Here is a 13854-nt window from a genome sequence, read left to right as displayed (position 1 = left end):
TCCTCTGTCTCGGACCCTGACCGTGACGTCGACGCCAGCCCAACTGTTCAAGCCTTCGACCGGAGGAGCCGAAGGAGCCAGCGGCGTGGTCGTCGGAGACATCCACCTGCAGATCGCCTTCACCGTCGCCAACCACAGCGATCAGCGAACGTGGGACCCTGGGCGCTTCAAAGCGCGGGCACAGACAGATGCCGGTCCATGCACCCCCATCATCGACCCGGCCCAAGGCATCGGAGGCCCGGCGCCTTCCGCCGTACAACCCGGTAGCACCGTCACCCTCCGCAAGGCCTTCTCGTGCGCAGGGAAGCATGGAGACCCGCTCCGCGTGGTGCTGAGCGCCGGCGGCCCGCTGGAAGCGCCGACCCTCGAAGGCACGCTGCCTTAGAGAGCAAGGTATGGCGAAGGGCCCACCTGCGTCGTTCCGATGGGCCAGACCTCACGGCAGCAGCACGACCTGCGCGGCGAACGCGAGCCCTGCCCCGAATCCGACCAGCAAAGCAGGCGCACCCGAGGGGAACGGATGTTGTTCCATCATCCGGCTCACGGCCAGGGGAACCGATGCCGCCGAGGTGTTTCCCGATCGGACGATGTCTTCGGCAACGAGCGCCTGGGACGCACCGATGGCCTTGGCGATCGACCGGATGATCCGGAGATTGGCTTGGTGCGGTGCGACGAGGACGAGGTCGGCCGGATCGACTCCGGCTCGGCGGCAGGCCTCGAGAGCCACCGGGGCCACTGCCTGCGTAGCCCAGCGAAACACCGCCTGGCCGTCCTGGACGATGGAGGAGTGTCGTGTCGCGATGACCAGCTTGTCGGCCAGATCGCCGGCGCTGCCCCACGCGGTCGGACCGATCGCAGGTGCGTCCGCTCCGCTGACCACGGCGGCGCCGGCCCCGTCCGCGAAGATGATGGCGGTCGTGCGGTCGTGCGCGTCGGTCCACTGGGACATCTTCTCGGCGCCGATGACCAGGACGTTCGTCGCGGCTCCGCTTCGCACCAGTCCGTCGGCGATCCCGAGGGAGTAGCAGAACCCGGCGCAGGCGGCATTGATGTCGAAGGCGCCGGGCGACGTGATGCCGAGCCTGCTTGCCACCCGCGGTGCTTGTCCCGGCATCGGGGACTCTGCTGAACACGTGGCGACGATCACCAGATCGATCTGGTCGGCAGCCAGGCCACTGCCGGCCAGCGCTCTGCGCCCAGCTTCGACCGCCAGGTCGAGGACGTCCTCGGAGGGCCCGGCGATCCGGCGTTCTTGGATGCCTACCCGGGAGCGGATCCACTCGTCATCGGTGTCGAGGACGGCCGCCAGCTCATCGTTGGTGACGACCCGGTCGGGTTGGTAGCCGGCGAAGGAGAGGATCTGGGATCCCGGGCGGGTCTGGTGAGTGAGAACGTTCAACACTGCTCCTCGTCGACAGGGTTCGGGGCCACATACGTGCCGCCTGGTGAGCTGGTCACGCAGTGAACGGGCCCTGCAGGCATTGTGCTCCATCGCCATGACGGACTCGCCGGCCGGTGAGTGCGGGCCGGCGGCGCGCGACCGAAGACGACGCGGCACTCAGTGGGCGACCGCGTCGCCGGCAGCGATGCGGGCCAGCAGCTGGCGCAGGCTGGCGGCGTCGGCCTCGCCGAGGCCCGCGAGGAGCTGCCGTTCCGCCTCATCGCTCGCCCGCGTCGCCTTCTCGAGCGTTGCCCGGCCGTGGTCGGTGAGCTCGACGACGTTGCGACGGCGGTCAGCGGCGTCGGGTCGACGTACGACGAGGGATTTGGCCTCGAGGGCGTCGAGGAGGCCGACCATGGTCGTGCGGTCGACGCGGAGACGCTGGGCCGCTTGCTGCTGCGACTCCGGCTCGCGGTCGGCGAGCAGAAGGAGCACGGCCAGCTCCCGCGCGTTGATGCCGAACGACTCGAGGTGCGCCTCGTGCAGCCGGTCCAGCTCCAGCAGGGCGTACTTGAGCAGGTAGGTCAGCCGGCCTCGAAGCATCGGCCCGAGATCGCGGTCATCAGCCATGACCGAAGTCTAGGGTGTAGACTAATCATCAGTAATGCTGACGATCATAGGGACGGACGATCAATGACGACTCTTCTTCTGACCGGCGCGACCGGACTGGTCGGCTCCCGCCTCCTGCCGCGCCTCGTTGACGCGGGGTTCGAGTGTCGAGCCCTCGTACGCCGCGACATCGCGTTGCCCGGTGGCGTCTCCGCCGTACGTGGCGATCTCGACGATCCCGCAACGCTGGCCTCGGCCGTGGAGGGGATCGACGCCGTCGTGCACCTCGCGGCGCTCTTCCGCACCGGTGACGAGGACGCGATCTGGCGGGCGAACCTCGACGGAACCCGCCACCTCGTCGAGGCCGTCGCCGCGCACGCGCCGGCGGCCCGGTTCATCATGGCCAGCACGGGCAACGTCTACGACGCGACCGCCGAGCGTCCGAGCCGCGAGAGCGACAGCTGCTCCCCGACCGCGGCGTATCCGGCGAGCAAGCTGGCGGCGGAGGACCTGCTGCGGGAGTGCGGGCTGACCTGGTCGATCCTGCGCCTCCCGTTCGTGTACGGCGACGGCGACGGGCACTTGGCCTCCATGCCGGCGCTCGCCGCCCGCTTCGGGCTCCACCCCGCCCACGCCTACTCCGTGGCCCACCATCGCGACGTCGCCGCAATCGTCCGGTTGGCGCTGTCCGGCGCCGCAGACCGCCGGATCGTCAACCTCACCGACGATGCACCTGTCACCGTCTGGGAGATGGCCGAGCTCGCGGGCGGGTCGATCGAGGGTTCGGCCGCGCCGCTGGAGAACCCGTGGGCGGGCCGCATGGACGGGTCGCTGGCGCGAGAGCTCGGCTTCCGGCCGGGCGTGCCCACCATCCGCATGGCCGCTGCGGAAGGGATCCTCTGAGGTTCGGACGCCAGACCTGCCTGTCGGTCGGGTCGTCCCCGTGCGGCGAGCCGACGTACTTACGCGGGAGCACCGGTCCGGTGGACGATGAGGTGCATGCACCGATCCCCGCAGGTTCGTCGTCTCGCGACTGCCGCCTTGGGCACTCTGCTCGCCGCCGCGTCCACATCGTGCGGCGATTCGGATTCAGTCGTGGCGAACGACCCGAACGCTGACGGTTGGAAGACCATCGAGTATCAACACGTGCGGGTCGATGTTCCCGGGAGCTGGCGCCACGCCGATACCAGCGACTGCGCCTTCAAGCTCGAGCGCTGGACGCCGCCCGGGGTGGGCGCGTGCAGTCTCAACGGCGGCGTCTTCTTCTACCGCTCAGCAACCTACGATCCAGCCCACGGCCCGGGTATCAGGCACAGCGACGGCGTCGATGATGCGGTTGCCTGGGAAGGCTACGTCGGCGCCGGAGATCTGGTCGTGTACGCCGCTGACAGTGACCGTGCGACGGTCCGGCACCTGCTTCGGTCCGTTCGCGCTCCCGGCGGCTAGGCCGGGCTACACGCGGCGGTCGGGCGGTGGGTCGTGGCGTCTGACGGCGCTGATGATCTCGGAGATCGGCAGCATCGTGATGCCGCTACCTGAGGTCGTGGAGACATCGCGGGGCTGATCTCCGGCATCGAGGTGGAAGTCCCGCAGCCCCGTACGGTCGTCGAACCGCTGGAGCATGCGCGGAATCGCAAGGCCCACGACGATCCCTACGAGAACGACGCGGAGATCTTCACCGAACGAGTCGCCCCATACTTCCCAGGCCATGACGCCGACGACTGCCGCGAGCCCGGCGAGACGTTGGGCCGTCACCCGTTGAATACGTCGACTCCGCGGCATGAGTGGACTGTATCTGTCGGCGATGCCACCGTCTGCTCTTCGAATCCGGCCATCGCGAGCCCCCATCGCAATCGCGGCCGGTGGGTCACCGTGGCCCGTCCTACCGGCTGGCTGTTTCGAGTTCGTGCAGGGCGCTGAGGGCACGGATCGCGCGTGAGCCCCATGCGGAGTGGTAGCTCGATCTCCACCGCGCATATACGTCATCGGGGGCAACGCCGGCCTCGAGGTCACGCAGTCCGCTGACGAGAACGCTCCACATGTCGGCCAGGTCTTCGGCGAGACGAGTGAGGGTCATACCGGGTCGAGCTCCTGAGAGTGGCTTCTCGACTGTCCAGAACGTGATCTCGCCGCCGAAGCCGTTCACCAACCTGCCGGCGATGTCGGCTCGCTCGGCCTTGGAGACGAGCGCTCCAGCGGCATGGCTGGGGGCGCTGATGTCGGGGAGGTCGGAGGCAAGGGCGACCAACGTGGCCAGCGAGTGAAGGAGCAGGTTCGCTCGTTCATCGGGGCGATATGCCGCGAAGCGGAACGGGATGTTGCAGAAGTCATCGACCTCTTCCGTGAAGCGTTCGAACGAGGCCTGTTCTCCCACCGCCTTGAGATCGGCACCGTCGGCTTGCACGACCCAACACGCTCTCGTCCAGTCGTCGTTTGGTTGCGCGAGCGCGGCGGTCACGCGGGCTTTGGCCGATGCCGGTGACTCCTCGACGTAGATCGCATCCTTCGGTTCGGCTCCGTCAGGCGTTTCGAAGTGCCCGACGGTGATGAGCCTGCGATCTACGAGACGGGTGATGCTGGCGAAAGCGAGCTCGACATCGGCGGGTTCGGGTCGAGCATCTCCGTTGAGCGCGTCACCCTCACGAAGTCCGAGCTGCTCAAGAACCCAGAGGATCGACACATCGTCACCTTGAGCATCGGCGAGGATGTTCAGCTCACCGGCTGTCAGACTCAGGTGTGATGACTTCGCTGTGGTCACACAATCAGTCTGGTGCACAGCTCGCCAGTCCGCGGAGTCGAGGAGGATCAGCCTCGGGACCCGGGGGCGGAGGATCGACAGAGGGGCTTCGCGGGGTGGGTGCGTGTTGCTACCTCGAGCGCGATGCAGGCCGACACCTGGCTCCTCGGCCCCGTACTCTCAGGTCATGGGGGACAGTCCGCGTACAACCTACGTCCTTGTCGACGGGGAGAACATCGACGCCACGATCGGCACCTCGATCCTCGGTCGGCGACCACGCCCCGACGAGCGACCGCGGTGGGAGCGATTGCTGCAGTTCGTGCAGGAGCGCTGGGGACAGCCAGCAACGGGACTCTTCTTCTTGGCCGCTCACAACGACCTCCCGATGCCGTTCGTCCAGGCACTGCTGGCCATCGGGTATCGACCCGTGGCACTCTCCGGCGGCGCCGAGGAGAAGGTTGTCGACATCGCGATCCAGCGCACCCTGACCGCACTTCGTGATCGCGACGCCGACGTGGTGCTGGTCAGCAACGACGGGGACTTCATCGAGGAGATGCGAGCGCTCCAAGACGGTCGGCGCCTCGGCATCGTGGGCTTCGTGGAGTTCCGCAACTCTCGGTTCAGCGAGCTGATCGAGAACGGACTGCAGTCCTTCGACCTCGAGCACGACGTCCGTGCGTTCAACGCTCGACTGCCGCGCGTACGCATCATCCCGATCGACGAGTTCGATCCTGCCGACTTCCTCTGACCGCTGGACCGTCCAGGAGGAGCAAGCTCAGGTTCGCGCGAGCCGCCGCGCGAGGTACGGCGCGGTCGCGCTGCCTTCTGCCTTCGCGATGTCGGCCGGCGTGCCGGTCGCGACCACCCGACCGCCGGCGTCTCCTCCGCCCGGGCCGAGGTCGATGACCCAGTCGGCGGTGGCGATCGCGTCGAGGTCGTGCTCGACGAGAACCACCGTGTTGCCGGCGTCGACGAGCCGGTGCAGCTGGCGCAGCAGGAGCGCGGTGTCAGCGGGGTGCAGCCCCGAGGTCGGCTCGTCGAGCAGGTAGAGCGCGTGGCCGCGGTGCGCCCGCTGGAGCTCGGTGGCGAGCTTGATGCGTTGTGCCTCACCGCCGCTGAGCTCGGTCGCCGGCTGTCCCAGTCGCAGGTAGCCCAGGCCCACCTCGCGCAGCGTCTGAAGGCTGCGCGCGGCGGCCGGTACGTCGGCGAGGAACGTCGCGGCCTCGTCGATGGACAGGGCCAGGACCTCCGCGATGTTCTTGTCGCGGTAGGTGACCTCGAGCGTCTCGGCGTTGTAGCGGCCGCCGTGGCACGTCGGGCAGGGTGCGTAGGTGCCGGGCAGGAAAAGCAGCTCGACGGAGACGAATCCCTCGCCCTGACAGGTCTCGCAGCGACCCTCGGGGACGTTGAAGGAGAAGCGGCCCGCGCCGTAGCCGCGGGCCCGGGCAGCGTCGGTGGCGGCGTACAGCTTGCGCACGGCGTCGAACAGTCCGGTGTACGTCGCGAGGTTGGACCGTGGCGTGCGGCCGATCGGACGTTGGTCGACGAGCACCAGGCGGTCGAACGACTCGAGGGCCGCCGGGTCCTCTGCGAGCACCTGGCTGACCAGGGTCGACTTGCCGGAACCGGACACTCCGGTGACGGCGGTCAGCACGCAGAGCGGGATGTCGACGGACAGGTCGTGCAGGTTGTGGCGGCGCACCCCGGCCAACCGCAACCAGCCCTGCGGGGCGCGTACGTCGTGCACCAGCCGCTCGGCACGACCGAACAGGTAGGCGCTGGTGACCGACTCGGTGACCTCCTCGAGACCCGCGACCGGGCCGCTGTAGAGCACGCGGCCGCCGGCCTCGCCCGCACCGGGGCCGATGTCGACGACCCAGTCCGCACGCCGTACGACGTCGAGGTCGTGCTCCACGACGAACAGCGAGTTGCCGGACGCCTTCAGGCGGTCCAAGACGTCCAGCAGCGGCTCCGCGTCGGCCGGGTGCAGGCCGGCCGAGGGCTCGTCAAGGACGTAGACGACGCCGAACAGCCCGGAACGCAGCTGGGTGGCGATCCGCAGCCGCTGCGCCTCACCGGGTGACAGGGTCGTCGAGCTCCGTCCCAGACTCAGGTAGCCCAGGCCCAGGTCGAGGAGCACCTCGATGCGGGCGACCAGATCAGCGCAGATCCGCACCGCTACCTCGTTGGTCTCCTCGGGCAGCTCGGCGACCGGCCGCAGGAGCGTGACCAGCTGGGTGAACGGCAGGTCGTTGACCTCGGCGATCGAACGCCCGAGGAAGGACACGGCGAGGGCCTCCGGCCGCAGTCCGCTGCCCTGGCAGTCCGGGCAGGGCGCGTCCTCCACGAACCGCAGTGCACGCTCGCGCATCCGCTCGCTCTTGGAGTCGGCCAGGACGTGCATGACGTGCTTGTGCGCGCTCCAGAACTTCCCGTAGTAGCCGTAGTCGATGCGATCGCGTTGGGGCTCGATGAGCACCGACGGCTGCTCGTCGGTGAAGAGCAGCCAGTCGCGGTCCTTCTTCTTGAGCGTGCGCCACGGCTTGTCGATGTCGATACCGAGACCGGTGACGATGCTGCGCAGGTTGGCACCCTGCCAGGCGCCGGGCCAAGCCGCGATCGCGCCCTCGCGGATGCTCAGGGACGGGTCGGGGACGAGCAGCTCCTCGGTGACGTCGTGCACGACACCCAGACCATGGCAGCGTGGGCACGCGCCCGCCGCGGTGTTGGGTGAGAACGCCTCGGCCGGCAGGTGGCCGGCCCCGGCCGGATAGTCGCCCGCTCGCGAGTAGAGGATCCGCAGCAGGTTGGACAGCGTGGTGAGGGTGCCGACCGACGAGCGGGAGGTAGCCGCGCCACGACGCTGCTGCAGCGCCACCGCCGGCGGCATCCCGGAGACCTCCTGGACATGCGGAGCACCGACCTGCTGCAGCAGCCGGCGCGCGTAGGGCGCCACCGACTCGAAGTAGCGACGCTGCGCCTCGGCGTACAGCGTGCCGAAGGCCAGCGACGACTTCCCCGAGCCGGAGAGCCCGGTGAACGCCACCATGGCGTTCCGGGGGATGTCGACGTCGACGTGGCGGAGGTTGTGCTCGTTGGCGTCGCGCACGCGCACGAAGCCGTCGATCGCGTCGGTGGTCACGCGCCCCTTGTACCCAGTCCGAGCGTGACGCACGGGTCTCGGTCAGGCGGCCGACGGCGGCAGCGAACGGGTCGCGCCGTAGAGCAGGGTGCGTAGGCCGGGCTCGTCCTCCCGGTCGGTGCGCCACACCAGTCGCAGCCAGACCGCAGGGGGCTGGTCGGCGAGGTCGAGCCGCACCAGCCGACCGGCGTCGAGGTGCTCGATCGCGGTGAACTCCGGGACGAGCACGAGGCCGAGGCGTTGGACAGCCCAGTTCGTGGCGACGAAGACGCTGGGGACCTCGATCCGGTCGCCCTCCGGGCCGAGGAAGAGGTCGACGGCGAGGTGGAACGAGCACAGTCGAGGACCGAGGATCATGCGGTGTTCGCGCAGGTCGGCGACCGTGAGTCCACGGCGGCCGATGAGCGGGTGGCCCGGATGGGCGGCGAGCACCACGGGGCAGGGTTCGAGGTCGAGTGAGGAGAGCGTCGCCGCCTCGACCGGCGGGTCGAAGCCGAGCGCTCCGAGCTCGCCGGTCGTGTCGAGGATCAGCCCGGCGTCGAGCTCGCCGGCGACCACCTGCCGAAGCAGCTCGGCTCGGTCGGCGGAGCGCACCGGCTCGATCGGCAGCTCGGGATGAGAGGCGGCCATCTCGCTGAGGAGGGTGGGCACCTGGGTCGCCATCACGGTCTCCAGGGCTCCGAATCGCAACGGGGTGGGTACGCCGACGACCTCTCGGCGTACGCGCGCGGCGTCGTCGACCAGTCGGGCGGCCCGTGGTGCGAGCCGGCGGCCGGCGGCGGTGAGGGACAGGCCGGTCGGGGCCCGGTGGAACAGCCGCACCCCCAGCGAGCCCTCCAAGGTGCGGATCTGCTGGGAGACCGAGGAAGGCGCAAGGTCCAGCGCCACGGCAGCGCCGGTCACGGTCCGGTGCTCGACGACTGCCATGAAGGTGCGAAGCTGGCGCAGTTCCATGTTCGGCGAAACCGAACGCCCCCTGTGGTTGTTCCGGTCGAGCCACATCAGCATCTGGCGGATGGTCGTGGGCATGATCTCGCCACGCCTGCTCGGCATCTCCCTGGGCTACTTCATGGTCCTGCTCGACGCCACCATCCTCAACGTGGCGCTGCCCGACATCACCCGCGATCTCGGTGGCGACGTCGCCTCGCAGCAGTGGGCGGTCAACGCCTACACCGTCGCCTTCGGATCGCTGCTGCTCTCCAGCGGAGCGATCGCCGATCGGTACGGCGCATCCCGTGTCTTCCGCATCGGGCTCGCCGGATTCGGTCTGGTCTCCCTGCTGTGCGCGCTGTCGCCGACGATGCCGGTGCTGATCGGACTGCGGGCGGTCCAGGGCGCCACGGCGGCGGCGCTGCCCTCGAGCACCTTGGCGCTGCTCGGCCTGCTCTACACCGAGCCAGGCGAGCGGGCCCGAGCGATCGGGCTGTGGGCGGCCGTCACGGGCCTCGGCTTCGCGGCCGGGCCACTGCTCGGTGGCGTCCTGGTGGGGTGGTGCGGGTGGCGCGCGGTCTTCCTGGTCAACGTCCCCGTCGCGGTCCTCGGCCTGATGATGACCCGGAACCTGCCTCGCCCCGTCACCCGCGACAGGCCCCTCGACCTCCGCGCACAGGTGGTGGCCGTCGGTGCGCTCGCGCTGCTCATCGACACCGTGATCGAGGTCCCGCGCGGACGAGCCCTCCTGCCGGGGGCGCTCACCGTCGTGGCGGTGTTGTGCCTCGTCGCGGTCGAGCGACGCAGCACGTCGCCGGCGTTCTCGCCCGTGGTCCTCCGCGTCCCCAGGCTGCGTCAGGCCCTGATGCTCGGAGCGGTCGTCCAGTTCCAGATGTCGGGTGCCCTGTTCGTCCTCGGGCTCTACCTTCTCGACGGCCGCGGGCAGAGCCCGGCCCTCGCGGGGATCGCGTTCCTCCCGATGACGGCGGGGCCGCTGCTGGCGCCGGTGGTGGGCCGTCTCGCAACGCGGACCGGGGCGCCGCCCCTGATCGTGACCGGACTGGCCCTCACCGTCCTCGGCAACGCCCTCACCGCAGCGGCGGTCGCGCGGGATGCACCGGTGGTGCTGATCTCGCTTGCGCTCCTCCTGGTCGGGGCGGGACTTCCCCTCCTGCTGGTGCCACTCACCGGCCAGGTCGTCGGGTCGGCGCCAGCCGGCACCGGGGGCACCGCCGGCGGACTCTTCAACGCGTTCCGGCAGTTCGGCGGCGGGATGGGGGTGGCGGTCCTGGGCGCGGTCGTCGCTGGCTCGGGGTCACGGACCGGGACAGCCGAGGCGCTCGGCCTCTCCGCCGCGGTCGTCGGCGCAGCCTTGATCGTCTCCCTGCGCAACGCCCTCGCAGAGGCGGGCCCCGGTCACCGTGGTTTCCCGCCGGTGCCTGGGCGTCCGAGACTCAGCTCCGTTTGGGCAGACGGACCACTGTCACGAAGAACTCGTCGATCTGCCGCACCGCGGCGATGAACTGATCGAGATCGACGGGCTTGGTGACGTAGGCGTTCGCGTGCAGCTTGTAGCTGCGCAGGATGTCCTCCTCGGCCGAGGAGGTCGTCAGGACCACCACCGGGATGTGAGCGAGGTCGGCGTCCGACTTGATCTGCTGGAGGACCTGCCGTCCGTCGTACTTGGGCAGGTTGAGATCGAGCAGGATCAGGTCGGGCTGGGGCGCGTCGGTGTGGCCGTTGCGCCGGTAGAGGAAGTCGAGCGCCTCCTCGCCATCGCGTACGACGTGGAGGGTGTTCGCGATCTTGTTGTCCTGGAACGCTTCGCGGGTCATCAGCTCGTCGCCGGGGTCGTCCTCGACGAGCAGGACCTCGATCGGCTGCGCAGGTGCCATCATGCGGCGCTTCCTTCCATGGGGGCGACCGGCGTGGGGGTGCGTCCGGCATCAGAGTCGAACGGCAGCGTAAAGCACACTCGCGTTCCGGTCGTGTAGGTGGTGTCGATCCAGATCCGGCCGCCGTGGTACTCGACGATCTTGCGGCACAGCGCCAGCCCGATGCCGGTGCCGGCGTACTGCTCGCGGGAGTGCAGGCGCTGGAAGATGACGAAGACCTTCTCGATGAACTCCGCGGGGATGCCGATGCCGTTGTCGGTGAGGGCGAACAGCCACGCTTCGCCGTCGGGGCTGTCGGGATCGTCCTCGCAGGTCAGCGAGATCCGGGGCGGGCGGTCCTCGGCGCGGAACTTGATCGCGTTGCCCACCAGGTTCTGCCACAGCATCACCAGCAGCGTCGGGTCGCCGGACACCTGGGGAAGCGTGTCGGGGCAGTCGATCTGGGCTCCCGACTCCTCGATCGCTGTCGCGAGGTTGGCCAGCGCCTTGTCGACGACGGTGTCGAGGGGCACCGCGACGTGGGTGTCGCTGATCCTGCCGACGCGGGAGAACGTCAGCAGGTCGGTGATCAGCACCTGCATGCGCTTGGCCCCGTCGACCGCGAAGTCGATGTACTGCTGACCGCGTTCGTCGAGTACGTCGCCGTACCGCTTCTCCAGCAGCTGGCAGAAGGAGGCGACCTTGCGCAGTGGCTCCTGGAGATCGTGCGAGGCGACGTACGCGAACTGCTCGAGCTCGGCGTTCGAGCGCCGCAGCTCCAGCGCCTGGCTGTCCAGGCTCTCGGCGAGCTCGGACAGCTTGCGCTGCTGCTCCTGAGCGGCGTCCAGATCCTCCATGATGCGCCCGCGCATGCTGTCCACGTCGTCCGCAAGGCCACGGAGGTCGCTGGGCCCGTCCTGGGAGATCGGGTGGTCGAAGGCGCCCCCCGCGATCATGCGCGTCGACCGGCGCAGGGTCTCGAGCGGTCGGATCACCAGCACCCGGACGATCAGGATCATCAGCAACACGGTCAGGAAGAACACGGCCATCATGGCGGCGAGGACCGCGTCACGGACGTGCTCCTTGTGCCGCAGCTGGGCAACGCTGGTCTCGCGGGCCTGCTGCAGGTGGGTGTTCTGGACGTCGAAGAGGGCACGCAGGTCGTCGAAGGCACTCTTGGCTGCGTCGGCTGCGTTCTCGTCCAACGGGCGTGGACGCCCGGGCGTGACACCCGCCACGATCGGGTCGGCGAACTGGCTGCGCCAGTGCGCGGCGGAGCTCTCCACGCGATCGAGGTCGGCGATGACCTGCGGATCGTCCGGAAGGAGCTTCCTGATCTGGCCGGCGAGAGCGTGCTCGCTGCTCTGTCCGCTGGTGTAGGGGGCCAGGAACTGGCGGTTCGCGGTCAACGCATAGCCGCGCTCACCGGTCTCCTGGTCGATCAACGTCGCTTGGAGCTGGTACGCCGCTACGCGCGCCGGCTGGATCTGCTGGATCAGCCGGTCGGACGCCGCGGTGGTCTGCGACAGCAGCCGGGCCCCGATGACGGCGCCGGCCGCCACCAGCACCGCCATGACGGCCAAGGTCACGTAGAACCACGACTGCACGGTCATCTCGCGCCATGGCCGGCGCCGCGCGGTGGACGCGGCGGGGGAGGGGGTCACCACTGATGTCTCTTCTCTTCGTTCCACTGCAGGTGCAGGATCGCCAGGTCGTCGTCGAGTCCGCCGAACTGCTCGGCGCGCGTCTGTGCGTGGCCGATCAGGCCGTCGACGAACTCTTCCGCGTCGGCTCCGGAGAGCTCGCGCGCGGCCGCCAGGAGCCTGTCCTCGCCCAGGCGGTCGCCGCGTACGTCGATGCGGCCCTCGAACAGGCCGTCGGTGAACAGGACCAGTGCCCAGGGATCCGATGGCACGTGCAGCTCGTGCGTGGTCCAGGAGATGTCGGGCAGGATGCCGAGCGCCGGGCCTCCCGGCACCTCGATCCATTCCACCCCGCTCCGCGTCCGCAGCATCAGTCCGGGATGGCCGGCGCGGATGATGTGCGCGTGCCGCCGGTCGGGGTGCAGGGAGATCGCGGTCAAGGTGGCGAAGGTGTGCTCCTGCTGGCGTTCGGCCACCAGGATCTGCTCCAGGTGGCGCAGGCGTTCCGTGCGCTCGACGCCGCTGAGGACCAGCGTGCGCCAGGCGATGCGCAGCGCCACCCCCAGGGCCGCCTCGTCGGGACCGTGGCCGGAGACGTCACCGATGAGCGCCTCGACGGTGCCGTCGTCGCCCTGGATCACGTCGTAGAAGTCGCCGCCGAGCAACGCCTGGGCGCGGCCGGGCTGGTAGCGGCTGACCACGTCCAGGTCGTGCGCATCGTTGACGAGCGGCTTGGGAAGAAGGCCACGCTCCAACCGGGCATTCTCCTGGGCGAGCAGCTGACTGGCCTGCAACGCGACCGCGGCTCGCTCGGCCTCCTTGCGCTGCATCGCGTAGCGCACGGCACGTCCGAGCCACTGGGAGTCGACACGACCCTTGACCAGGTAGTCCTGCGCGCCCGCGGCCATGGCTGCCAGGCCGGTGCCCTCTTCGGCCAGGCCTGTGAGCACCACGACGGCCACGCCGTCAGCCAGCCGCTGGACGGCCGCCAGGGCGTCCAGCCCCTGCGCGTCGGGCAGGTGCAGGTCCAGGAGGACGCAGTCGGGTCGGCCCGAGGTGAGCACCTGTGCCGCCTCCGCCAGCGAGCCGGCTCGGCGCAACGTCATGCGAGGTTGGCAGTCGGCGACGAGTTCCTCCACGAGGAGCGCGTCGCCGAGGTCGTCCTCCACCAGCAGCACGACCGGGTCCGGTGAGTCCCAGGTCCGCATATCGAGTCCCCCGGATGCGGCAGGAGTCGTCGCTGGAGGTCGTGCTCGACCGCGCGGGGCTGGTGCTTGCGTCAAGGCCTGAACGTCACTTTCGGCTGAGGGAGGTCCTGCAACGTCAAGGAAGACTAGGTCCCTCGGCTCCGGCGCGCTCGATCGGAGTTCCTGGTCCGGTGCGCGTTCGGGGGTTGGCTGGTCCGTCGACATCTCGGTCACGCGCAGGCGGCGTAGTGCCGAGCGCCGCAGCCGCACTCATACATGCGCACGGAACCGAAGTCGTCCTCCTCGCTCAGGGCCACGTGCCACGAGTGGATGTGCCTGGGTCCGCGGTCG

The 13854-nt window shown here is 69.5% G+C and carries 13 protein-coding genes; 4 read left to right on the top strand and 9 right to left on the bottom strand.

Features of this window, described 5'->3' with window-relative positions:
- Positions 1 to 436 precede the first annotated feature (436 nt).
- Both H036_RS0101955 and H036_RS0101950 read right to left on the bottom strand, forming a co-directional pair.
- Positions 437 to 1402 carry a beta-ketoacyl-ACP synthase III gene (locus H036_RS0101955; RefSeq protein WP_017933087.1) on the bottom strand — a complete coding sequence of 322 codons (966 nt, stop codon included), beginning with the start codon at positions 1400 to 1402 and terminating at the stop codon, positions 437 to 439.
- Between the two features lie 156 nt (positions 1403 to 1558).
- The gene (locus H036_RS0101950) at positions 1559 to 2011 is read right to left on the bottom strand and encodes a MarR family winged helix-turn-helix transcriptional regulator (RefSeq protein WP_017933086.1); all 453 of its coding nucleotides are present in this window, start codon (positions 2009 to 2011) and stop codon (positions 1559 to 1561) included.
- Between the two features lie 63 nt (positions 2012 to 2074).
- Here H036_RS0101950 and H036_RS0101945 point away from each other — a divergent pair, with 63 nt between their 5' ends.
- Positions 2075 to 2893, top strand: a complete 819-nt coding sequence (locus H036_RS0101945) for an NAD-dependent epimerase/dehydratase family protein (protein WP_017933085.1) — start codon at positions 2075 to 2077, stop codon at positions 2891 to 2893.
- A 192-nt stretch (positions 2894 to 3085) separates the two neighbouring features.
- Positions 3086 to 3436, top strand: coding sequence for a hypothetical protein (locus H036_RS0101940; protein WP_017933084.1), 351 nt, complete (start codon positions 3086 to 3088; stop codon positions 3434 to 3436).
- Positions 3437 to 3442: 6 nt separating this feature from the next.
- On the opposite strand, the gene H036_RS0101935 is transcribed toward H036_RS0101940, so the two are convergent.
- Complete coding sequence (locus tag H036_RS0101935; RefSeq protein WP_157416936.1) at positions 3443 to 3772, bottom strand: hypothetical protein; 330 nt, start codon at positions 3770 to 3772, stop codon at positions 3443 to 3445.
- A gap of 100 nt (positions 3773 to 3872) precedes the next feature.
- Positions 3873 to 4748, bottom strand: a complete 876-nt coding sequence (locus tag H036_RS24760; RefSeq protein ID WP_157416935.1) for a DUF5063 domain-containing protein — start codon at positions 4746 to 4748, stop codon at positions 3873 to 3875.
- Between the two features lie 166 nt (positions 4749 to 4914).
- Here H036_RS24760 and H036_RS0101920 point away from each other — a divergent pair, with 166 nt between their 5' ends.
- Complete coding sequence (locus H036_RS0101920; RefSeq protein WP_017933080.1) at positions 4915 to 5475, top strand: NYN domain-containing protein; 561 nt, start codon at positions 4915 to 4917, stop codon at positions 5473 to 5475.
- A gap of 27 nt (positions 5476 to 5502) precedes the next feature.
- Here H036_RS0101920 and uvrA read toward each other — a convergent pair whose 3' ends face one another.
- On the bottom strand, positions 5503 to 7869 hold the full coding sequence (uvrA, locus tag H036_RS0101915) for an excinuclease ABC subunit UvrA (protein WP_017933079.1): 2367 nt from the start codon (positions 7867 to 7869) through the stop codon (positions 5503 to 5505).
- A 42-nt stretch (positions 7870 to 7911) separates the two neighbouring features.
- Entirely contained in the window at positions 7912 to 8898 is a 987-nt protein-coding gene (locus H036_RS0101910) for a LysR family transcriptional regulator (RefSeq protein WP_198289870.1), read from the bottom strand.
- Between H036_RS0101910 and H036_RS21530 the strand changes: the two genes are divergently transcribed.
- Positions 8897 to 10321 (top strand): MFS transporter, encoded by a 1425-nt coding sequence (locus tag H036_RS21530; protein WP_198289869.1) that lies wholly within the window; start codon positions 8897 to 8899, stop codon positions 10319 to 10321. The two genes, H036_RS0101910 and H036_RS21530, sit on opposite strands and share 2 nt — an antisense overlap.
- Here the strand turns inward: H036_RS21530 and H036_RS0101900 are convergent.
- The 3 genes from H036_RS0101900 to H036_RS0101890 are packed head-to-tail and all read right to left on the bottom strand — an operon-like array spanning position 10254 to position 13524.
- Entirely contained in the window at positions 10254 to 10697 is a 444-nt protein-coding gene (locus tag H036_RS0101900; RefSeq protein WP_017933076.1) for a response regulator, read from the bottom strand. The genes H036_RS21530 and H036_RS0101900 overlap by 68 nt on opposite strands.
- Entirely contained in the window at positions 10694 to 12337 is a 1644-nt protein-coding gene (locus H036_RS0101895; protein ID WP_198289868.1) for a sensor histidine kinase, read from the bottom strand. The genes H036_RS0101900 and H036_RS0101895 overlap by 4 nt, the downstream gene beginning before the upstream one ends.
- Positions 12334 to 13524: a PP2C family protein-serine/threonine phosphatase gene (locus H036_RS0101890; protein ID WP_017933074.1), complete on the bottom strand. Its 1191-nt coding sequence runs from the start codon at positions 13522 to 13524 to the stop codon at positions 12334 to 12336. Before H036_RS0101890 ends, H036_RS0101895 begins: the two co-directional genes overlap by 4 nt.
- Between the last annotated feature and the right edge of the window lie 330 nt (positions 13525 to 13854).

Origin of the sequence: Nocardioides sp. Iso805N (genome assembly GCF_000364605.1) — a bacterium.
Classification (GTDB): domain Bacteria; phylum Actinomycetota; class Actinomycetes; order Propionibacteriales; family Nocardioidaceae; genus Nocardioides.
This window is presented reverse-complemented; position numbering and strand designations above follow the sequence as displayed.

Bases quoted from the DNA above. Each gene is read 5' to 3' on its own strand.
- H036_RS0101920 (WP_017933080.1), top strand. From the start codon at position 4,915: ATGGGGGACAGTCCGCGTACAACCTACGTCCTTGTCGACGGGGAGAAC.
- H036_RS0101935 (WP_157416936.1), bottom strand. From the start codon at position 3,772: ATGCCGCGGAGTCGACGTATTCAACGGGTGACGGCCCAACGTCTCGCC.
- H036_RS0101890 (WP_017933074.1), bottom strand. From the start codon at position 13,524: ATGCGGACCTGGGACTCACCGGACCCGGTCGTGCTGCTGGTGGAGGAC.
- H036_RS0101910 (WP_198289870.1), bottom strand. From the start codon at position 8,898: ATGCCCACGACCATCCGCCAGATGCTGATGTGGCTCGACCGGAACAAC.
- H036_RS0101945 (WP_017933085.1), top strand. From the start codon at position 2,075: ATGACGACTCTTCTTCTGACCGGCGCGACCGGACTGGTCGGCTCCCGC.
- H036_RS0101900 (WP_017933076.1), bottom strand. From the start codon at position 10,697: ATGATGGCACCTGCGCAGCCGATCGAGGTCCTGCTCGTCGAGGACGAC.
- H036_RS0101950 (WP_017933086.1), bottom strand. From the start codon at position 2,011: ATGGCTGATGACCGCGATCTCGGGCCGATGCTTCGAGGCCGGCTGACC.
- H036_RS21530 (WP_198289869.1), top strand. From the start codon at position 8,897: ATGATCTCGCCACGCCTGCTCGGCATCTCCCTGGGCTACTTCATGGTC.